Consider the following 18,453-nt stretch of genomic DNA (forward strand, 5'->3'; position numbering starts at 1 on the left):
AATGCAGAACGCGAGTTTCGCGACGAACCGGGTCAAGCTGAATTTCGTTCGCACGCTGACCCTGCGGCAGTTGCAGATTTTCGTCGTCGCGAGCCGCTATACGAGTTTCGCGCGCGCGGCCGAGGAGCTGCATCTGACGCAGCCGGCGGTGTCGATGCAGATTCATCAGCTCGAAGAGGCGGTCGGCCTGCGGCTATTCGAGCGCATCGCGCGCAAGCTCGCGCTGACCGAAGCGGGCGAGGTGCTGACCCATCACGCGAGCCGCATTCTCGGCGAAATCAAGGACACCGAAGACGCGATGATGTCGCTGAAGCAGGCCGACAGCGGCTCGATCAACGTGGGCATCGTCAGTTCGGCGACCTACTTCGCGCCGAAACTGCTGGCGATGTACTCGCATCTATACCCGAAGGTCGACGTGCACTTCTCGGTCGGCAATCGCGATGCGTTGCTGCGTCTGTTGCAGGACAACGCGATCGATCTCGCGATCATGGGCCGCCCGCCGCCTGAACTCGATACGACGGCCGAGCCGCTCGCGAGTCATCCTCAGGTGGTGATCGCGCCGCTCGATCATCCGCTGTGCGGCGCGCGCCGCTTCGATCTGCAGGAGTTGCACCGCGACACCTTCCTGCTGCGCGAGCCGGGCTCGGGTACGCGCATGGCCGCCGAGGCGATGTTCCGGCAGCATCTGTTCACACCCGCGAAAACCGTCACGCTCGGCAGCAACGAAACGATCAAGCAGGCGGTGATGGCGGGCATGGGCGTGAGTCTGATCTCGCTGCATACGTTGCAGCTGGAGTTGCGCACCGGCGAGATCGCGCTGCTCGACGTGAACGGCACGCCGATCGAACGCACGTGGCAGGTCGTGCACCTGCGCACGAAGCAGCTTTCGCCGACCAGCATGATGTTCCGGCAGTTTCTGCTCGAGCATGCGGCGGTGCATCTGGAGCAGGAATATGCGCAGTTTGCAGGGGTGTTTGCGAAACCGCCGGTCGGCGCGGAGCGGTAGCGTCATGCGCGCGTTGCGCGACTGCGCTCGTCGGCTTGCTGGTGAACGACGCGTCCCAGGCAGCGTCGATGGCACAGTCTGTACCCGGCTGTCGTGACAGGCTGCCAACTTTTCGCATTCGATTTAACTCTTGGGTCCCTTGCGCACGATCGGCATAAACCATGCTTGAACGGAAGGCTGGCGAGCGCTTGAAGCGCGCGTCGACGTTCCAGCGTCGTGCAAATAAACGCCAGCCACCACGGAAGGGGATCGCAGCGATGGTTTCTGGCGAGCAGCTCCAGGATTGGCGTTCTCACGCCCGGCAGATCGAAAACGAAGTCGCGAGAGTCGTCGTCGGTCAGCAGCAAACGCTGAGGCTCATCAACGTCGCGTTGTTCGCACGCGGCCACGTGCTGCTCGAAGGCGGCGTCGGGGTCGGCAAGACGACCGTGTTGCGGGCGTTCGCGCGCGTGGTCGGCGGCGATTTCGAGCGCGTCGAAGGGACGATCGATCTGATGCCGGGCGACCTCGTCTATCACACCTACGTCGATGCCGACGGCAAGCCGCGCATCGAACCGGGCCCGTTGCTGCGCCACGGCGAGCAGCTGACCACCTTCTTCTTCAACGAGATCAATCGCGCGCGTCCGCAGGTGCAATCGCTGCTGTTGCGCGCGATGGCCGAACGTTCCGTGTGGGCGTTCGACCGCGAGCACCGCTTTCCGCACATGACCGTATACGCCGACCGCAACAAGGTCGAGAAGGAAGAGACCTTCGAGCTCGCGTCGGCGGCGCGCGACCGCTTCCTGTTCGAGCTGAACATGCCGACGCCGGCCGACGAGGAGGCGCGGCGCAGCCTCGTCTTCGACACGAGGTTCCACGACGTCGACGGCCTGCTCGCGCAGCTGACTCCGTCGACCGTGCCGTGGGAGCAGTTGAACCGGATCGGCGCGGCGATCCAGCAGGGCGTGCAGGCGAGCGAGACGATCGAGCGCTACGTGCACGACATCTGGCTGGCGACGGAAACGCCGGCGCGCTTCGGCATTGCGCTCGACGGCGTCGACATGGAGCAGCTGATTCTCGCGGGCGCAAGTCCGCGCGGCATGAGCGCGCTGCTGCGGGCGGCGCGCGTGGTCGCGTGGCTCGCGGGACGCACGCATCTGCTTCCGGAGGACATTCACGAAGTGCTGCTGCCGGCGCTGGGGCATCGCGTGTTCTTCACGCCGATCTACGAGCTACGCCGCCAGGAGCTGGCCGAGGCGCTGATCGCGCGGATCGTCGCGAACGTCGCCGTGCCTCGCTGACCGGCGGCGCGCGCACCACGATGAACGACACCGCGGAATTCCACTACCGTCTGCCGATGCGCGCGGCCGGCGCGCGGCCCGGCTCGCATCCGGGCTCGAGCTTCGGCTCGGGTCAGCAGTTCGCGATGCACGGCCGGTTGTTCGACTACCCGGACCCGCGCCGGCTCGATCTGCGCGCGAGCTTGCGCGCGGCGCGCGACGAGTGGCTCGTGCGCGTGCATTTGCAGCGCGTCGCGGTGCCGGTGTTCGTGATCGTCGACGTATCGGCGTCGATGCGGTTCGGCAGCCGTAAAACGAAGCTGGAGGTCGCCGCCGATTTCGTCGAAGCGCTCGGCCATAGCGCGTTCCGGGTCGGCGACCGGCTCGGCATGCTGGCCTTCGATGGCGGCGAACGCGACGATCTGTTCATGCCGGCGCGCACGGGGCGAGGCACCGGCTCGCTGCTCGCGAGCATGCTGCGCGAACGCGCCGGTGAAACGGCTGATCGTCAGGCGAATGGTCAGGCAGAACGTCAGGCCGGACGCGCGGCCGTGGAAGGATTGCGGCGTTGCGCGATCCGTATCGCTGGACGCCAGGCGCTCGTGTTCGTCGTGTCCGATTTCCACTGGCCGCTCGCGCGACTGTCGTCGGTACTCGACATGCTGGTGCATGCGTGCGTGGTGCCGATGGTCGTGTGGGACGCGGCCGAGATCACGCCGCCGCACCACGCGTCGCTGCTGGCCGTCAACGATGCGGAGTCCGGCGAGGAGCGTCGCGTGTGGCTTTCCCGCGATGTGCGCGAGCGCTGGCGCGAAGGCGTCGCGCGCCGTCGCGACGAACTCGCCGCGGGGTTCGGCGCGCGCGGCATCCGGCCGTTCTATGTCGAAGGCGCGTTCGATCCGGAAGCGATGTCGCGCTACTTTCTGGAGATGACGGTATGAGCGCGCGCGGTGTGCGCGGTGGCGTCGCTCGTCGGGCGGCGCTGCATATGCTGATCGCGTCGCTCTGCGGCGCCGCGAGCGCGACGGCCAGCGCCGCCGCGGTGACCGCGCTTGTTCAGGAGCCGCGCGCGTTCGGCTATGTGCTCGGCGATGTGCTGACGCAGCGCGTGCTGCTGGAGGCCAACGATCGGGACATCGGCGCGGTCACGCCGCCTTCGGTCGGACGCACGGGCGTGTGGCTCGAACGCCGGCCCGTGACGCTCGAAACCGATGCCAACGGCCGCAAGTGGATGGTGATCGCGTATCAGGTCGTCAACGCGCCGCAGACGCTCACGCAGATCACGTTGCCCGCGTTGACGTTGACGTCGGCAGCGGGCACGCAATTGCAGGTCGCCGAATGGCCGGCGAGCATCGGACCGTTGACGCCGCAAACCGCGTTCGCCGCAGGGGATTTGCAGCCGCTGCGGCCCGATCGTCAGGCGCCCATGCTGGGCACGGCCGGCTGGCGTCGGCAGATCGCGTGGGCGCTCGGCCTGCTGCTCGTGACCCTGCTCGCGTGGGCGAGCTGGTGGCGGGCGCGCAACCGACGCGAGGCGGCACGGCTGCCGTTCGCGCGTGCATGGCGGCAGATGCAACGGCTGCCGGAGGCGCCCGCTGCTTCATCGAACGATGCGTGGGTCTGCCTGCATCGCGCACTGAACGAAACCGCCGGCCAGGTCGTGCATGCGGCTTCGCTATCCGCGTTGCTCGCGCGCGCGCCCTATCTGCAACCGCTGCGCGCGCAGCTCGAACGTTTCTATCTGGCGTCGTCCGAGCGCTTTTTCACACCGGCGCCGAAGGCCGTCGGGAATCCCGGCGAGCTTTCGTTGCACGCGCTGTGCCGTGCGTTGTATCGGGCGGAGAGGCGCCATCAGCGATGACCATGAGCCTCGATTTCGCTCTGCCGTGGATGCTGGTGCTGCTGCCGCTCGCCGCGCTGCCGCTGCTGCGGCGACGCAGCGACACGCTGGTGTTTTCGAGCGTCGCGTGGCTGCCCGCCGACGATCTCGGGCGCGCGGCCGGCTGGCTCGTACGCGGCGGCGCGGCACTGGCGATCGCCGCGATCGTCGTCGGGCTGGCGGGGCCGGGGCGCTCGCAGTTGCAGGTGCTGCGCACCGGCAGCGGCGCGCAGATCCTGATCCTGATGGACCGCAGCGCGAGCATGGACGAGCCGATGGGCAGCAAGGGCGTCGAGGCGCCGCGCGGCGACTCCAAGAACCACGTGGCGCGCGCCGCGTTGACGCGCTTCGTCGAGCAGCGGCCCAACGACCGGCTCGCGTTCATGATGTTCGGCACCAACCCCGTGCTGGCGATGCCGTTCACGTACAACCATCGCGTGATCGAGGCCGCTGTCGCGGCGACGGCGATTGGCCGTGGCATGCCGGACACCGAGCTCGATCGCGGCATGCTCGCGGCGATCGCGCAGTTCGACGGGCGCCTGTCGTCGGGCCGCCGCGCGATCGTGCTCGTCTCCGATGGCGGCGCGTTGCTCGACGAAACGATGCAACGGCGCATCGAGGCGGGACTGCGACGCAACCGGATCGCCCTGTACTTCATCTACTTGCGCAGCAGCGTCTTCAGTCCCGATCTGAACGCGACGCAGCCCGTCAGCGGAACCTCGGCCGAAGCGCAGCTGCATCGCTTCTTTCTGACGCTCAGGACACCGTATAGGCTGTTTCAGGCCGAAGACCCGAAGGCGATGATGGCGGCGATCGCGGAGATCAACCGGCAGCAGAACGCGACGACGACGTTCGTCGAGCATCTGCCTCGCCAGGACCTGAGTCTGTACTGTTTCGCGCTCGCGCTGTTCTGTTCGGCGCTGCTGGTGCTGCTGCACCAGTTGCAGGTCAGGAGCTGGGCATGAAGCGCACGCTGATCCATACGCTGTTCGGCACCGTGGCGATCTGTTGCGCCGCGTGGGCCGCGTATGGCTTCGTTCGTCTGCAGCACGCGGAGCGCGTCGATCAGGCCATTCTCGCGACGAACGCCGCTTCGCGCGACCAGGCTGCCGGCGACGACGCGCGCGAGGTTCAACTGGCCCGCGCGATAACGCTGTCGAAAGCGGGCGCGTATGACGCGGCGGCGCGGCTCTATAACGGTCTGATCCCCGAGGGCGGCCCGACTGACGAAGTCGGCCGCGCGGCGCTGTTCGATCTCGGCAACCTGTACCTGCGCGAAGGCAGCGGCGACACGGCGCAGACGGTCAGGTCTCTCGCGATGATCGGTGAGGCCAAGGCGCGCTACCGGCTCGCGCTGCGCGCGGCGCCCGACGATTGGGACGCGCGCTACAACCTCGAGCGCGCGCTGTGGCTTGCGCCGGAAACGCCGTCCGCGCTCGCCGGGCCCGATGTGAAAGAGCAGCACAACGTCAAGCTGCGTGACCCGCAGAGTCAGGACTTGCCATGAGCGGCGTCTCGCGCGAGCGCGGCTTCGCAAGATGGCGTCACGCGTTGACGCCGCTCGCGCTCGTCGCATTGATCGCGGCGGTTGCGATGCCGGATGTCACTTTGCCGCGCAACACGTTCAACTACATCGTGACGTTCGATATCACGCAAAGCATGGACGTCGAGGACGTGGTGCTCGACGGCGCTCCGGTCAGCCGGCTCAAATTCGCGCAGGCCGCGATGCGCGACGCGCTCGGGCGCTTGCCGTGCGGCTCGAAGGTCGGCTGGAGCGTGTTCACGGGGCAGCGGGTGTTGCTGCTGATGGCGCCGGTCGAAGTCTGTGGCAACTACGACGCGCTGCTGGTGTCGCTCGAGGGCATCGACGGGCGCATGCGCTGGACCAACTGGAGCCGCATTGCCGAGGGCGGTGTGTATTCGGCCGTGCGGGTCGCGCAGGAGGTCGGCGGCGGCGCGGCCATCGCGTTCGTCACCGATGGTCAGGAGGCGCCGCCGGTATCGGCGTCGCGCCCGCTGATGGAGGGCATCAATGCCGCGCGAATCAGGGGCTGGCTGATAGGCGTCGGCGGCGACCAGCCCGCGGCCATTCCGAAGACCGACGCCAACGGTAACCGGATCGGCTACTGGCAGGCCGACGACGTGATCCAGGTGCCGCCGACGCCAGGCTCCGGTGTCGAGGCGCAAACGCACGAGGAGTTGTCCGAATTGCGCGGCGAGTACCTTGCGTCGGTGGCGGGGCAGACTGGCCTCGACTACCGGCGCCTGCTGAACGTGACGTCGTTCGGCGATGCGCTGCTCGATGCGCGCTTCGCTCGCCGCGAACCGGTGCCGACCGATCTGCGCTGGTGTCCAGCGCTGCTCGCGTTGCTGCTGCTCGTCGCGCGCTTCATGCCGGATGCCGTTCTCGCATGGCCGCGCGCCTGGCGAAAGCGCATTCGAACGATCGTATTGCTCATCGCGCCGGCATTCAATAGCCGGCCGACACGAGTCGACTGACTCACGCGAGCGCGACCGTTGGCGCCGCAACGGTTGAAGGTGCAGGTATCCAATCGAGCCGCGTAGTTGCTTGCGAAACCTCGCAAGAGTTGCCGGGATCGACCGACTCACGAGGCTTGCGCCAGAAGCTTTTGCCGGTCTTCGAGGCCGGAGAGCGTTGCCAGGAATCATTCTCAATCGGTCCACTTCGACGTCGACTCCAGCGCTGAGTCGCGAAGGCGCATGCGCTCGCCACACACGCGAGATACCTCACACTTTGACCTAGCAGTACGCCAATGACTGACTACAATGTCTGAATGCAAGCGACGCTGCAAGGCGCTCGGTTCGACGGGAGCGCCATGTCATGTGACATTTCAATTCCTTCACCGGAGGCATGCGATGACGTGCCAAAACGAGAGGATTGTCGGAGCGGTACTCGTCTTGATGAGCGGCTACGCGTTTGCGGGCGGCCCCTTTGGCGATGTGCCGCAAGCGATGATGGTCGCCAACATCGTCGCGTCGCCCGTCGAAGTCGTGCCGCCGATTCCCGAGCCTCGGCGCTACTTCGAGCAGCAGCGCTATGCGATGGAGTATCACGGGGATCAGGGCAAGCCGTTCTTCGCGCAAATGGAGAATTACTATAGTGTGGACGTGACGCGCGATGTCCAGCTCGGCACGGCGAAGGCATTGGTGTCGTCCGGACCGGAGTTCGCACCGGTGTCCGAACCGGGTGCAAAACCTGCCGCGCAAAATGCTTCGAATCCTTTGCAACTGGGTCCATCTACCGCGCCGCAATTGTCCATCGTTCAGATGAACAGTTCAGTGTTGTCGATTGGCGCGTCACCGCAGCGACGCTTGTCCTTGACGATCGACGACTGGGTGTTCTCCGGCACCGCGCGCGTCGCGATTCTGCATTCTCACGATACGGGCGCGACGCTGATCGTCAAACGTCGCTACTGAGTGATGTCGGACGGCCGCGCATGTCACGTCGACGAGTCACGTCGACGAAAAGCGCTCGCGATACACCTGCGGCGCCACGCGCAGCTGACGCACGAAGCTGCATCGCATCGTTTCCTCGCTGCCGAATCCACACCGCGCCGCGATTCGTTTGATCGACCAGGATGTCTCGCTTAGCAAGCGCTGTGCCGCTTCGATGCGCAACTGCTCGACCGCGCGGGCCGGCGTGCGGCCCGCATGCGCCTTGTAGTGGCGCATGAAGCTGCGCTCGCTCATATGAAGCCTTCGCGCGAGCGCGGGTACCGACAGGTCGGATGCGAGATGCGACGTCATCCATGCATGCAATTCGCCGAAACGGTCGTCGGCATGTTGCAGCGACAGCATCGCGCTGAACTGCGACTGACCCCCCGGCCGCTTCAGAAACACGACGAGCTCGCGCGCGACATCGAGCGCCAATGCGCGTCCGTGATCTTCTTCGAGCATGGCCAGCGCGAGGTCGATGCCGGCGGTGACGCCCGCCGATGTCCAGATAGCCCCGTCGCGAATAAAGATTGGATCGGCTTCGACGCGCAGTTGCGGATACGCCTGCGCGAGTTCGTCGCAACGCCCCCAATGCGTGGCGACGCGGCGGCCGTCGAGCAGTCCCGCCTCGGCGAGCAGGAACGCACCCGAGCAGACCGAGGCGACGCGTCTGCAATGCGGCGCATGGCGCTGCGTCCAGCGGATCAGACGCTGATCGGCCGATGCCTGACGAATCCCCCAGCCGCCCGGAACGATCAGCGTATCGACCCGCGCTTTCACCGAGCGTAGCGAACCGGCGAGTACCGCAAGTCCCGACGACGACGTGACGGGCCCGGCTTCGGCTGCCACGACGCGGGGTGAGTAGAGTTCGTCGAGCCCACGCTGCGCGACGAGTTCATTGGCGGACGCAAATACCTGCAGCGGACCGCTGACGTCGAGCAGTTGCATGTTGGGGAAGGCGAGCAGCACGATGGAGGGGGGAGCGCTGGACATGTCGTGTGTAATAGGGGCTGTGAGAGAGAGCGCGCGCGTGGCAGAAAAACTGGGGTTTATAGCAGTCTTGCCAAAGCCTACGCGCATAGAATCAATCCGTCCACCTGGAAGACGCGGCGGATCACGTGTTTCGACTCCCTGAATAAGGTATCCCTATGAACCTGCAAATCGGTTTTCTGGTGTTTCCGAAAGTACAGCAACTCGATCTGACTGGCCCGCACGACGTACTTGCATCGTTGCCGGGCGCCACGATGCATCTGATCTGGAAGACACGGGAGCCCGTGGTGTCGAGTAACGGGCTCGTGCTGACGCCGAGCACGACCTACGAAAGCTGCCCGCCGCTCGACGTGATCTGTGTGCCAGGCGGAAGCGGCGTGACCGACCTGTTGCAAGACGAGCAAACGATCGACTTCGTTTGCCGACAGGCCGCCAGCGCGCGCTACGTGACGTCGGTCTGCACCGGCGCGTTGCTGCTTGGCGCGGCCGGCTTGCTGCGCGGGCGGCGCGCGACGACTCACTGGGCGTTTCACTCGCTGCTTGAACCGCTCGGCGCGATACCGACACATGCGCGTGTGGTCCGCGATGGCAATCTGATTACCGGCGGCGGCGTGACGGCGGGCATCGATTTCGGGTTGACCGTCGCGGCCGAACTGGCGGGCGTAGAAGAGGCGCAGGCGATCCAGCTCGAACTCGAATACGCGCCAGCCCCGCCGTTCGACGCGGGCGATCCGGCGTTGGCGCCGCAAGCGTTGGTGGAACTGGTCCGGCGACGGTCGGCGGAAGGCCTGGCCGCGCGGCGCCGGGTAGTGATGGAGATCGCGGAGAGAGGCTAAGTTTTGCATGCGGGTACGGCCATTCCATTAAACTGTGTGGCTCTACCCGTTTCCGCCAGTCCGATTGATGCGATGAAGTACGGCGAATTTTCCCCGGGGCACTCCCCATGCGCGTAGGCAAGCCCGTCAAGGCACTGCCGCAGCCGTCATGCGACTACTGCGGCAACCGTGCGTTGCTCGCGCGTTACGGCGACGAGTCCTACCCCTATCGCAGCGATCAAGGGCCGCTGTGGATCTGCACCGCATGTCAGGCGTGGATCGGCATTTATTCGCGCAGCAAACACAACCTGCCGCTGGGCCGCCTCGCCGACGCGACGTTGCGCGAGTCGAAGAGCAAGCTGCACGATGCGCTCGAACCGCTCGTTGCCGGGAAGGTGCGCCGCGATGGTGTCAACGCGTTCGAAGCCCGCTCGAAAGCGATCCGGTGGGTCGCGACCGAGCTTGGCTTCGATCCGGTTCCGGCGAGCATTCACGCGTTCACGCCCGAGCAGTGCGAACAGGCGCTGCGTTATGTCGAGGCCTTTGTCGAGGCTCGGCGTGCGAGATAGCGTGATATCCCCAAGCGGCTAGCATCCTTCATTCCTCCAATACCACCCCGCCATACCGCCTTCCCCGCGCCTCTTCACCCCCACCAAATTGGCAGCTCTCGTGCGATGCGGCCCGGCAGTCGGATCGAACCTGCGTTCGGGTGCATATTTGCGGTTGCGTCCGTCGCTATCGTGAACTACAAACTAAAGTTACGCGCTGGCTCGATTTTTGGCGGGCCGGGCTTCCGTTCAGAACCGTTCAGAACGACAGGGAGAGTGCCGTCATGGGAATGCGCCCCGATCCTACCTTTCATGCATCGCCGAAGCTCGCGATGGATGCGCCGGCGGAAGAATACGCGTACACGGTGCTGCTAAGTCCGGACTCCTCGCAGCCCGACGCGCTCGCCGTGATCGACGTGAAGCCCGGTTCGCCGACTTATAGCCAGGTGGTCCACGCGGTGCCGGTGCCGAACAAGGGCGACGAATTCCATCACTTTGGCTGGAACGCGTGTTCGTCCGCGTTGTCGCCGTTGACAGGCCACGCGTTTCTGGAACGTCGCTATCTGATCATTCCGGGCATGCGCTCGTCGCGCATCTATATCGTCGATACGAAGCCGCATCCGACCCAGGCGAAGATTCACAAGATCATCGAGCCGGAGGAAATTTTCCGCAAGACCGGCTATTCGCGCCCGCACACCGTGCATTGCGGACCGGAGGGCATCTACGTGAGCACGCTCGGCGGTGGGGGCAAGGACGGCACCGACGGGCCGCCCGGAATCTTCATCATGGACTGCCAAACATTCGAAGTGCTGGGCCGCTGGGAAATCGAGCGTGGCGCGCAGGAAAAGCATTACGACTTCTGGTGGAATCTGCCGCGCGACTACATGGTGTCGACCGAATGGGCGCTGCCCCCGCAATTCGAAAACGGCATCGTGCCCGAAGACCTGCTCGCAAACAAATACGGCCACCGCGTGCACTTCTGGGATCTCCGCGCGAGGCGCAACGTGCAGACGCTCGATCTCGGCGCGAATCATCAGATGGCGCTCGAAGTGCGGCCCGCGCACGACCCGAGCCGCGAGTACGGCTTTATCGGCGTCGTGGTCGATACGACGAATCTGGAAGGGTCGATCTGGACCTGGTGGCGCGAAGGCGGCCACTTCCACATCGAAAAGACCGCGACCATTCCACCGGAGCCCGCTCATGCCGACGAATTGCCGCCGCTGCTGCAAGGTTTCGGCGCGGTGCCGCCGCTCGTCACCGACATCGATCTTTCGATCGACGATAAATTCCTCTACGTCTCCTGCTGGGGCACCGGTGAGATGCGCCAGTACGACGTGAGCGAACCGCGCAAGCCGAAATTGACGGGCTCGGTGCACATCGGTGGAATCGAACGTTGCACACCGCATCCGAACGGCAAGGCTTTCGCCGGCGGCCCGCAGATGGTCGAGATCAGTCGCGACAGCAAGCGCATCTACTGGACCAACTCGCTCTATTCGACGTGGGACGACCAGTTCTACCCGGATGGTGTGCCCGGCGTGCAAGTCATGGCGCATGCGGACCCCAATGGCGGTCTCGAGCTCGCCGAAGATTACTTCGTCGAGTTTGCCACCGGCTATCGCGCGCACCAGATTCGCCTCGAAGGCGGCGACTGCTCGACCGATTCGTTCTGCTATCCCTCGGTGGGCGTTTGAGCGGCGCGGTGTCGCCGCAAGCGGCACTGTGGCTGGCCGTCCTCGCGAGCGGTGTGTATCACGGACTCAATCCGGCGATGGGGTGGCCGCTCGCGGTGTCGAACGCGCTGATGCAGCGGCGCTCGCAAGCGCTGGTCGTAGCGCTTCTTTATCTCGCGGCGGGGCACGCGCTCGCCATATTGCTGATGATGCTGCCGTTCGCGATGCTGGCCGGTGTGCTCGCGTGGCAGCGTCAGATGCAGATCGGCGCCAGCGTGCTGGTGATCGGCTTCGGTCTGGTGTTGCTGATGCGCCGGCGCCATCCGCGCGTACTGGCGAGAATTCCGCCGTCGCGGCTCGCGCTCTGGTCGTTCGCGGTGGCGATCGCGCACGGCGCTGGCTTGATGCTGGTGCCGATCTACCTCGGTCTGTGCCGCGCAGACGCAATGGACAGCGCGCACCAAGCCGCCCAAACGCTGATCGAAGCGAGTCTGCGCATGGCGCTGTCGGTCTCCGCGGTGCATGCGGCCGCGATGACGATGGCCGGCGGCGTGCTCGCATGGCTCGTTTATCGCTACCTCGGGCTCAGGTTCGTGTCGCGCAGCTGGTTCAATCTCGATGCGGTGTGGGCGTCGAGTCTGATTCTGGTGGGGGGCGTGTCGCTGGCGTTGAACGCGGTGGCAGCGGGCGTTTCCGGTTGATTTCGACGCGGCCGATCCGGCCTACGAGGCTCCCGGGCACAGCATATGCTGCGTAGCTTCGGTGCAGGGACGCCATTCCGTGCGGGTCCTGATTTTTCCTCTTGTCATCTACACCCGGAGAAGATCATGCCGCTGAAGAAAGGTACATCGAAAGAGACCGTGTCGCACAACATCAAGACCGAGTCGAAGCATGGCAAGCCGCACAAGCAGGCTGTCGCGATCGCGTTGAATCAGGCGCGCAAGTCGGGCGCGAAGATTCCGAAGAAGAGTGAGAAATGAGCTGCTTCAGCACGCGCGGTCGTACCCATGACCGACAGGCCGCAGAAAAAGCGCGCGCATGACGACCCGCAATCGGAGCCAGCGGATGTCGAACCCGATCAGCATCCGGCGAAGCTCGACGATTGCCGCCGTTGCGCGCTCTGGCGCAATGCGACTCAGGCCGTGCCCGGCGAAGGGCAGCGGCATGCGTCGATCGTGCTGGTCGGCGAGCAACCCGGCGACATGGAAGATCTGCAGGGCAAGCCCTTCGTCGGGCCCGCCGGCGCGTTGCTCGACAGCGCGCTCGAAGAAGCGGGCGTCAAGCGTAACGACGTCTACGTGACGAACGCCGTCAAGCATTTCAAGTGGATCGCGCGAGGCAAGCGTCGCTTGCACAAAACGCCCGCTCAGCGTGAAGTGGATGCTTGCGGCTACTGGCTGGAGCAGGAACTCGACATGCCGCATGTGCGCGTGGTCGTGGCACTGGGCGCGACCGCGTTGAAAGCGGTTGTTCACGACTCGCACGCGCGCTTGCAGGACGCGTTCGACAAAACGCTCGAGCGCGGCGAGCAACGCGTGGTCGCGACGTACCATCCGTCGTTTGCGCTGCGCGCGCCGGACCCTGAAACGCGTCGCGAGGTGTACGAACGCATCGTCGCAGCGTTGCGCACCGCACAGAAGCTGGCCCACGGCGGCAAGCGCTCAGGATGACGCCGGCGCGTGCGTCGCTCGTAATCCGAGGCCTTTCATCAATCGTTGTGCGTCGAACGGCGCCCGAGCTTTTACATCGTTGTCGAAGTAGCAGTAGACGTCTCGCGCGGCTCGGCGAGGCGGCCGGAGTTGCGGCGCGATCAATCGCGCGTCGGCCGGTTGCGAGCCGCCGCGCCATGCATCGATTCGCTCGGCCCATCGTTGCAGAGCGTCGTCCCCATACGAACCCGAGTATTTGGCTTCGCTGCCGTGCAGGCGAATATAGACGAAGTCCGCCGTCAGATCTTCGGCGACGGGCCACGGTTCGGTGGAATCTGAAACGACGAGCGCGACCCCGTATTGCCGAAGCAAGGTCACGAACGCCGGATCGACAAAGCTCGCGTGGCGCACTTCGACCGCGTGACGCAACTTCCGCTTGCGATCGATGTCGACATAAGGCGTCTTGACACGCGCATCATGGTGCTTCGCCAGCGCCGATGCGCTCGCGATGTCGGACGGCAACACGCTCAGAAAGCGCTCCATTGCCTCGGGCTCGAATCGGAACGACGGCGGAAATTGCCATAGGATCGGACCAAGCTTTTCGTTCAACGCGAGTAGCCCCTGCGCGAAGAAGTTCGCGATGCCGACACGTGCGCTCGCATCGCGAAACCGCAGCATATGAGTCAGATAGCGCGCGCCTTTGATGCCAAACACGAAGCCGTCAGGCGTTTGCGCGTACCAACGCTGCCAGCTATCGAGCGATTGAAGGCTGTAATGCGTGCCGTTGATTTCGATCGTGCCGAATAGCGCCGACGCGTACTGTAATTGCGCTGCATGTTTGAGATCCTCTGGGTAAAAGCTGCCGCGCCAACCTTGGTAGCGCCAGCCGGAAATGCCGATACGCACATCGCCGGTTTTCTTCATTCGCGCGTCGGGTCCGGCGGAATGACGTTCGGAGTCCGGCTCCGACTCGACGGATCGCAGCGTCATTGAATACGCGCGATTTGCTTCGCCACCGCGGCCGGGCTGTCGAAATTGTGATCGGGCAGACGGTCGACCAGATCGACGATGTCGGTATTCGCGTGATTTTTGCGCGCCTGCGCGACCAGCTTTTCGCGTGTGGTCGGGTAATTCACACCACTGAGTGCTTTTTCGACGTCAGCGGGATTCGGCTGACCGGGGTGGCGGTGATCCTGGGAATGGGCGGGGTGCTGTGACATGGTTCCTCCTTGAATGAGTACATCACGACTGCGCGCCTACCGGTACCTGTCGCATATGTCGTGCCTCGGCGCGCGGTGGTCGTGATCACCCGGACACGGCCGTCACGTCCACACGAGCAGCACGCGTGCCCGTCGCGCACGTCGTGCGGATGAAAAAGAACCCAGCGATGAGGAACGCGGCTTGCGCGCAGCCCGCAAGGTAGCGCTGCTGACACAGGACCTTTCGAGGAGAAGGCCATCATGAGCACGATGCTCGCATATCGCATTCACCGCTTCGGCGGTCCCGAGGTGTTCAAGGCCGAGAAGATCGAGATCCCCGAGCCTGGCGCCGGCCAGGTGCTGGTGCGCGTGCGCGCGGCCAGCGCCAATCCGGTGGACCTGAAGACGCGCTCGGGCCAGTACCCGTTGATTCGCGAAGAGAAGCTGCCCTATACGCTGGGGCGCGATTTTTCCGGAGTGGTCGAACGGGTCGGCGAGGGCGTCGGGCAATGGCGCGCGGGCGAGCAGGTGTATGGCTTCGTTGGCCAGGGACAGGGTGCGTACGCGGAATTCGTCGTCGTGCCCGCGAGCGCGCTAGCGCATGCGCCGGAAAAACTGGATGTGGGGTCCGCGGGCGCCGTGCCGCTCGCCGCGTTGACCGCATGGCAGGGCCTGTTCGATCACGGCTGCCTCGAAGCGGGCGGCCGCGTGCTGATCCATGCGGGCGCGGGCGGCGTTGGACATTTCGCCGTGCAGTTCGCCAAGCAAAAGGGCGCGCAAGTGTACGCTACGGCGTCCGGCGACGGCATCGAGTTCGTGCGCTCGCTCGGTGCGGATCGCGTGATCGACTATCACGCGCAGCGCTTCGAAGACGTCGCGCGCGACATCGACCTCGTGTTCGATCTGATCGGCGGCGATACGCAGCGCCGCTCGTGGTCGGCCGTCGCGTCCGGTGGCGCGCTGATCTCGACGCTCAACGAGCCGTCGCAAACCGAGGCGTCGAGCCATGGCGCACGGGCCACGCGTTATACCGCGCGACCCGACGGCCGGCAATTGACGGAGATCGCGTCGTTGCTCGACAAGGGCAGCGTGCGCGTCGTGGTCGCCGAACGGTTTGCGTTCGATGCGACGGCCAAGGCGCTGGAGCGGCTCGCGAAAGGTCACGTGCGCGGCAAGATCGTGGTGGAGGTGGCGTCGTAGTAGGGAGAGCGCGCTGTCTGCTAGTTCGGATTCGTGTCGTCGCTCGCGCTGCGCAGGGGCGCGCGGCTCTGATCGTTATTCAAATGCACGAACTTTCTCAACAGTCTCAATAGCTCTCGCGCATCCTCGTCTCCCATCCCGTCGAGCAGGCCGTGATTGAGCGCGTTGACGCCGGGGATCAATTCGTCGAGCAACTGCTCTCCAGCCGGCGTCAGCAATAGACGACGCTGGCGGCGCGGCAGAACTTCGCGCACGATCCAACCTTTCGCTTCGAGCCGTACCGCGATATCGGCGGTGGTCGACGTGTCGAGGCCGACTCGCTGCGCGAGCGTGACCTGATCGAGTCCGGGCAATTCCTGCAGCATTCTGAGCACCGCATACTGAACGGGCGTCACCTCGCGTCCGATCAGATCATGAAACATGGACACGGAAATCTGATGCGCGCGTCGGATCAAATGGCCGGGCTGGTCGTACAGATCGATGCTGATCGCGGAAGTGCTGGTATCGGTTGAAGTGACCATATTAGTTCTGAAGACCTCGCGCCTTTTCGTTGCGAATGGAAATGGCGAACCGGCGTTCGTGTTACCTGATTGAAAGTTCGTCTAGGGGAAAACCTTCATTTAATCATTAAAGACGCATTGAGTATACTGAATCTCAATGAGTAGGCTGAATGCAATCGATGAATAATCCAGGGAGTGAGACTGACATGTTTCCCAAGAATGCGTGGTACGTCGCATGTATGCCCGATGAAGTCGCGGATAAGCCGCTCGGCCGGCAGATCTGCGGCGAGCCGATGGTTTTCTATCGCAACGCGGAAGGCGCCGTGGTGGCGCTCGAAGACTTCTGTCCGCATCGCGGCGCGCCGCTGTCGCTCGGTTCCGTGCGCGATGGCACGCTCGTGTGCGGCTATCACGGCCTCGAAATGGGCTGTCAGGGCAAGGCGACCGGCATGCCGGGGCAACGCGTCAACGGCTTTCCATCGATTCGCAGCTATCCAGTGATCGAGCGCTATGGCTTCGTCTGGGTGTGGCCCGGCGATGCGGCGCAAGCCGATGCCGCCAAGCTGCATCATCTGGAGTGGGCCGAGAGTGCCGAATGGGCGTACGGCGGCGGTCTTTATCACATCCGTTGCGATTACCGGCTGATGATCGACAACCTGATGGATCTGACGCACGAGACCTATGTGCACGCGAACAGCATCGGGCAAAGGGAGATCGACGAAGCCGCGCCGAAAACCGTGGCCGAAGGCGATACCGTGCGCACGAGCCGTTTCATGGAAAACGTCGCGGCGCCGCCGTTCTGGAAGATGGCGTTGCGCGGCAATGGCCTCGCCGACGACGTGCCCGTCGACCGTTGGCAGATCTGCCACTTCACGCCGCCGAGTCACGTGCTGATCGAGGTGGGCGTCGCGCATGCCGGGCATGGTGGCTATCACGCGCCGGCCGACAAGAAAGCGTCGTCGATCGTGGTGGATTTCATCACGCCGGAAACGGAAACGTCGATCTGGTATTTCTGGGGCATGGCGCGCAATTTCCGTCCCGACGATGCGGCGCTGACCGCGAGTATCCGCGAAGGGCAGGGCAAGATCTTCAGTGAAGATCTGGAGATGCTCGAACGTCAGCAGCAGAACCTGTTGCGCTGGCCCGAGCGCAATCTGCTGAAGCTCAATATCGATGCGGGCGGCGTGATGTCCCGCCGCGTGATCGATCGGCTCGTCGCGCAGGAACGCGCGGAGACGGGCGCGCCGCAGGCTGAAGTGACGCGCGTCATTCCCGTGCGGACGGCGACATGAATCATCCCGTGCTGAATGTGGTGGTCTCGCGCCGGCGCGACGAAGCGCTCGGTATCGCGAGCTTCGAACTCGCGAGCGAAACCGGTCAGGCGTTGCCGGCCTTCGACGCCGGCTCGCACGTCGACGTGCGTTTGCCAAACGGGCTCGTGCGTCAGTACTCGTTGTGCAACGATCCGCGCGAAACGCATCGCTATCTGATCGCGGTGCTGCGCGACGAAGGGGGACGCGGCGGATCGAAAGCGGTGCACGATCTGGTCCGCGAAGGCGATCGCCTGCAGATCAGCGCGCCGCGCAATCATTTCGCGCTCGCTGACGATGCGGCTCATCATCTGCTGCTCGCGGGCGGGATCGGCGTCACGCCGATTCTTTGCATGGCCGAGCGGCTTGCCGCCACGGGGGCTTCGTTCGGCATGCACTACTGCACGCGCTCGAAGGAACGCACGGCGTTCGTCGAGCGTCTTGCACAAGCTGGCTTCGCGAAGTCGGTCCAGCTTCATCACGATGACCAACCGGGCGGCTCGACGTTCGATATCGAGCAGACGCTCAGCGATGCGCCGGCCTGCACCCACCTGTATGTCTGCGGTCCGCGCGGCTTCATGGAGTTCGTGCTCGAGACCGCGCGTGCGAAGGGCTGGCCGGAAAACAGGCTGCACTACGAGTTCTTCGGCGCGGCCGCGAATCAGGAGGCGACGGGCGGCAGCTTCCAGGTGCGCATCGCGAGCAGCGGCGCGACCATCGACGTGCCGCCCGAATGCACGGTCGTGCAGGCGCTGGCCGCGCATGGCGTCGAAGTGATCACGTCGTGCGAGCAGGGCGTGTGCGGTACCTGTTTGACGCGGGTGCTGTCCGGTGAGCCGGATCATCTGGATTCGTATCTGACCGATGAGGAACGCGCGGCAAACGATCAGTTCCTGCCGTGCTGCTCGCGCGCGAAATCGCCGCTGCTGGTGCTCGATCTGTGATTTTCCGCGGTACGACGGGCCTGATGCC

General features: G+C 64.8%; 21 protein-coding genes. 17 read left to right on the forward strand and 4 right to left on the reverse strand.

What is annotated here, in order from left to right:
* Position 1: 1 nt before the first annotated feature.
* The 8 genes from OKW28_RS11995 (at position 2) to OKW28_RS12030 (ending at position 7,582) form a co-directional block, all read left to right on the forward strand.
* A complete protein-coding gene (locus tag OKW28_RS11995) occupies positions 2 to 1,006 on the forward strand; it encodes a LysR family transcriptional regulator (RefSeq protein ID WP_429445742.1) in 1,005 nt (334 codons plus the stop codon).
* Positions 1,007 to 1,263: 257 nt separating this feature from the next.
* Positions 1,264 to 2,286 carry an AAA family ATPase gene (locus OKW28_RS12000; RefSeq protein WP_429445743.1) on the forward strand — a complete coding sequence of 341 codons (1,023 nt, stop codon included), beginning with the start codon at positions 1,264 to 1,266 and terminating at the stop codon, positions 2,284 to 2,286.
* Between the two features lie 20 nt (positions 2,287 to 2,306).
* The gene (locus OKW28_RS12005) at positions 2,307 to 3,206 is read left to right on the forward strand and encodes a DUF58 domain-containing protein (protein WP_429445745.1); all 900 of its coding nucleotides are present in this window, start codon (positions 2,307 to 2,309) and stop codon (positions 3,204 to 3,206) included.
* Positions 3,203 to 4,126, forward strand: coding sequence for a calcium incorporation protein MxaA (locus OKW28_RS12010; RefSeq protein ID WP_429445746.1), 924 nt, complete (start codon positions 3,203 to 3,205; stop codon positions 4,124 to 4,126). Before OKW28_RS12005 ends, OKW28_RS12010 begins: the two co-directional genes overlap by 4 nt.
* On the forward strand, positions 4,123 to 5,109 hold the full coding sequence (locus tag OKW28_RS12015; RefSeq protein WP_090809112.1) for a vWA domain-containing protein: 987 nt from the start codon (positions 4,123 to 4,125) through the stop codon (positions 5,107 to 5,109). The genes OKW28_RS12010 and OKW28_RS12015 overlap by 4 nt, the downstream gene beginning before the upstream one ends.
* Positions 5,106 to 5,651 (forward strand): tetratricopeptide repeat protein, encoded by a 546-nt coding sequence (locus tag OKW28_RS12020; protein ID WP_429445747.1) that lies wholly within the window; start codon positions 5,106 to 5,108, stop codon positions 5,649 to 5,651. Before OKW28_RS12015 ends, OKW28_RS12020 begins: the two co-directional genes overlap by 4 nt.
* Positions 5,648 to 6,643, forward strand: a complete 996-nt coding sequence (locus OKW28_RS12025; RefSeq protein WP_429445749.1) for an MxaL protein — start codon at positions 5,648 to 5,650, stop codon at positions 6,641 to 6,643. Before OKW28_RS12020 ends, OKW28_RS12025 begins: the two co-directional genes overlap by 4 nt.
* Positions 6,644 to 7,021: 378 nt before the next feature.
* Entirely contained in the window at positions 7,022 to 7,582 is a 561-nt protein-coding gene (locus tag OKW28_RS12030) for a hypothetical protein (protein ID WP_429445750.1), read from the forward strand.
* A 36-nt stretch (positions 7,583 to 7,618) separates the two neighbouring features.
* On the opposite strand, the gene OKW28_RS12035 is transcribed toward OKW28_RS12030, so the two are convergent.
* Positions 7,619 to 8,593: a GlxA family transcriptional regulator gene (locus tag OKW28_RS12035; protein WP_429445752.1), complete on the reverse strand. Its 975-nt coding sequence runs from the start codon at positions 8,591 to 8,593 to the stop codon at positions 7,619 to 7,621.
* 155 nt (positions 8,594 to 8,748) lie between these two features.
* Here OKW28_RS12035 and OKW28_RS12040 point away from each other — a divergent pair, with 155 nt between their 5' ends.
* From OKW28_RS12040 to OKW28_RS12065, 6 genes are all read left to right on the forward strand, one after another.
* Positions 8,749 to 9,426, forward strand: coding sequence for a DJ-1/PfpI family protein (locus OKW28_RS12040; RefSeq protein WP_429445754.1), 678 nt, complete (start codon positions 8,749 to 8,751; stop codon positions 9,424 to 9,426).
* Positions 9,427 to 9,533: 107 nt separating this feature from the next.
* On the forward strand, positions 9,534 to 9,974 hold the full coding sequence (locus OKW28_RS12045; protein ID WP_429445756.1) for a zinc-finger-containing protein: 441 nt from the start codon (positions 9,534 to 9,536) through the stop codon (positions 9,972 to 9,974).
* A 263-nt stretch (positions 9,975 to 10,237) separates the two neighbouring features.
* Positions 10,238 to 11,644, forward strand: coding sequence for a selenium-binding protein SBP56-related protein (locus tag OKW28_RS12050; protein WP_429445758.1), 1,407 nt, complete (start codon positions 10,238 to 10,240; stop codon positions 11,642 to 11,644).
* Positions 11,641 to 12,324, forward strand: coding sequence for a hypothetical protein (locus tag OKW28_RS12055; RefSeq protein ID WP_429445760.1), 684 nt, complete (start codon positions 11,641 to 11,643; stop codon positions 12,322 to 12,324). Before OKW28_RS12050 ends, OKW28_RS12055 begins: the two co-directional genes overlap by 4 nt.
* A 126-nt stretch (positions 12,325 to 12,450) precedes the next feature.
* Entirely contained in the window at positions 12,451 to 12,603 is a 153-nt protein-coding gene (locus OKW28_RS12060) for a DUF6496 domain-containing protein (protein ID WP_018437257.1), read from the forward strand.
* Positions 12,604 to 12,630: 27 nt separating this feature from the next.
* Positions 12,631 to 13,293, forward strand: coding sequence for a UdgX family uracil-DNA binding protein (locus OKW28_RS12065; protein WP_429445762.1), 663 nt, complete (start codon positions 12,631 to 12,633; stop codon positions 13,291 to 13,293).
* Here the strand turns inward: OKW28_RS12065 and OKW28_RS12070 are convergent.
* Both OKW28_RS12070 and OKW28_RS12075 read right to left on the reverse strand, forming a co-directional pair.
* A complete protein-coding gene (locus tag OKW28_RS12070; RefSeq protein WP_429445764.1) occupies positions 13,285 to 14,196 on the reverse strand; it encodes a DUF72 domain-containing protein in 912 nt (303 codons plus the stop codon). The two genes, OKW28_RS12065 and OKW28_RS12070, sit on opposite strands and share 9 nt — an antisense overlap.
* A 62-nt stretch (positions 14,197 to 14,258) precedes the next feature.
* Positions 14,259 to 14,492 carry a DUF2795 domain-containing protein gene (locus tag OKW28_RS12075; RefSeq protein WP_187629707.1) on the reverse strand — a complete coding sequence of 78 codons (234 nt, stop codon included), beginning with the start codon at positions 14,490 to 14,492 and terminating at the stop codon, positions 14,259 to 14,261.
* A gap of 240 nt (positions 14,493 to 14,732) precedes the next feature.
* On the opposite strand from OKW28_RS12075, the gene OKW28_RS12080 reads away from it, so the two are divergent.
* Positions 14,733 to 15,671 (forward strand): NADP-dependent oxidoreductase, encoded by a 939-nt coding sequence (locus tag OKW28_RS12080; RefSeq protein ID WP_429445766.1) that lies wholly within the window; start codon positions 14,733 to 14,735, stop codon positions 15,669 to 15,671.
* A gap of 20 nt (positions 15,672 to 15,691) precedes the next feature.
* On the opposite strand, the gene OKW28_RS12085 is transcribed toward OKW28_RS12080, so the two are convergent.
* A complete protein-coding gene (locus tag OKW28_RS12085; RefSeq protein WP_429445768.1) occupies positions 15,692 to 16,192 on the reverse strand; it encodes a MarR family winged helix-turn-helix transcriptional regulator in 501 nt (166 codons plus the stop codon).
* Between the two features lie 185 nt (positions 16,193 to 16,377).
* Here OKW28_RS12085 and OKW28_RS12090 point away from each other — a divergent pair, with 185 nt between their 5' ends.
* Both OKW28_RS12090 and OKW28_RS12095 read left to right on the forward strand, forming a co-directional pair.
* Positions 16,378 to 17,463, forward strand: a complete 1,086-nt coding sequence (locus tag OKW28_RS12090; RefSeq protein ID WP_429445770.1) for a Rieske 2Fe-2S domain-containing protein — start codon at positions 16,378 to 16,380, stop codon at positions 17,461 to 17,463.
* Positions 17,460 to 18,425, forward strand: coding sequence for a PDR/VanB family oxidoreductase (locus OKW28_RS12095; RefSeq protein WP_429445771.1), 966 nt, complete (start codon positions 17,460 to 17,462; stop codon positions 18,423 to 18,425). The genes OKW28_RS12090 and OKW28_RS12095 overlap by 4 nt, the downstream gene beginning before the upstream one ends.
* The last annotated feature ends 28 nt before the right edge of the window (positions 18,426 to 18,453 follow it).

Origin of the sequence: Paraburkholderia sp. 40 (assembly GCF_050434105.1) — a bacterium.
In the GTDB taxonomy this organism is placed as follows: Bacteria; Pseudomonadota; Gammaproteobacteria; order Burkholderiales; family Burkholderiaceae; genus Paraburkholderia; species Paraburkholderia tuberum.

Coding starts and splice junctions, on each gene's coding strand:
- OKW28_RS11995 (WP_429445742.1), top strand. CDS start 2: ATGCAGAACGCGAGTTTCGCGACGAACCGGGTCAAGCTGAATTTCGTT.
- OKW28_RS12000 (WP_429445743.1), top strand. CDS start 1,264: ATGGTTTCTGGCGAGCAGCTCCAGGATTGGCGTTCTCACGCCCGGCAG.
- OKW28_RS12005 (WP_429445745.1), top strand. CDS start 2,307: ATGAACGACACCGCGGAATTCCACTACCGTCTGCCGATGCGCGCGGCC.
- OKW28_RS12010 (WP_429445746.1), top strand. CDS start 3,203: ATGAGCGCGCGCGGTGTGCGCGGTGGCGTCGCTCGTCGGGCGGCGCTG.
- OKW28_RS12015 (WP_090809112.1), top strand. CDS start 4,123: ATGACCATGAGCCTCGATTTCGCTCTGCCGTGGATGCTGGTGCTGCTG.
- OKW28_RS12020 (WP_429445747.1), top strand. CDS start 5,106: ATGAAGCGCACGCTGATCCATACGCTGTTCGGCACCGTGGCGATCTGT.
- OKW28_RS12025 (WP_429445749.1), top strand. CDS start 5,648: ATGAGCGGCGTCTCGCGCGAGCGCGGCTTCGCAAGATGGCGTCACGCG.
- OKW28_RS12030 (WP_429445750.1), top strand. CDS start 7,022: ATGACGTGCCAAAACGAGAGGATTGTCGGAGCGGTACTCGTCTTGATG.
- OKW28_RS12035 (WP_429445752.1), bottom strand. CDS start 8,593: ATGTCCAGCGCTCCCCCCTCCATCGTGCTGCTCGCCTTCCCCAACATG.
- OKW28_RS12040 (WP_429445754.1), top strand. CDS start 8,749: ATGAACCTGCAAATCGGTTTTCTGGTGTTTCCGAAAGTACAGCAACTC.
- OKW28_RS12045 (WP_429445756.1), top strand. CDS start 9,534: ATGCGCGTAGGCAAGCCCGTCAAGGCACTGCCGCAGCCGTCATGCGAC.
- OKW28_RS12050 (WP_429445758.1), top strand. CDS start 10,238: ATGGGAATGCGCCCCGATCCTACCTTTCATGCATCGCCGAAGCTCGCG.
- OKW28_RS12060 (WP_018437257.1), top strand. CDS start 12,451: ATGCCGCTGAAGAAAGGTACATCGAAAGAGACCGTGTCGCACAACATC.
- OKW28_RS12065 (WP_429445762.1), top strand. CDS start 12,631: ATGACCGACAGGCCGCAGAAAAAGCGCGCGCATGACGACCCGCAATCG.
- OKW28_RS12070 (WP_429445764.1), bottom strand. CDS start 14,196: ATGAAGAAAACCGGCGATGTGCGTATCGGCATTTCCGGCTGGCGCTAC.
- OKW28_RS12075 (WP_187629707.1), bottom strand. CDS start 14,492: ATGTCACAGCACCCCGCCCATTCCCAGGATCACCGCCACCCCGGTCAG.
- OKW28_RS12080 (WP_429445766.1), top strand. CDS start 14,733: ATGAGCACGATGCTCGCATATCGCATTCACCGCTTCGGCGGTCCCGAG.
- OKW28_RS12085 (WP_429445768.1), bottom strand. CDS start 16,192: ATGGTCACTTCAACCGATACCAGCACTTCCGCGATCAGCATCGATCTG.
- OKW28_RS12090 (WP_429445770.1), top strand. CDS start 16,378: ATGTTTCCCAAGAATGCGTGGTACGTCGCATGTATGCCCGATGAAGTC.
- OKW28_RS12095 (WP_429445771.1), top strand. CDS start 17,460: ATGAATCATCCCGTGCTGAATGTGGTGGTCTCGCGCCGGCGCGACGAA.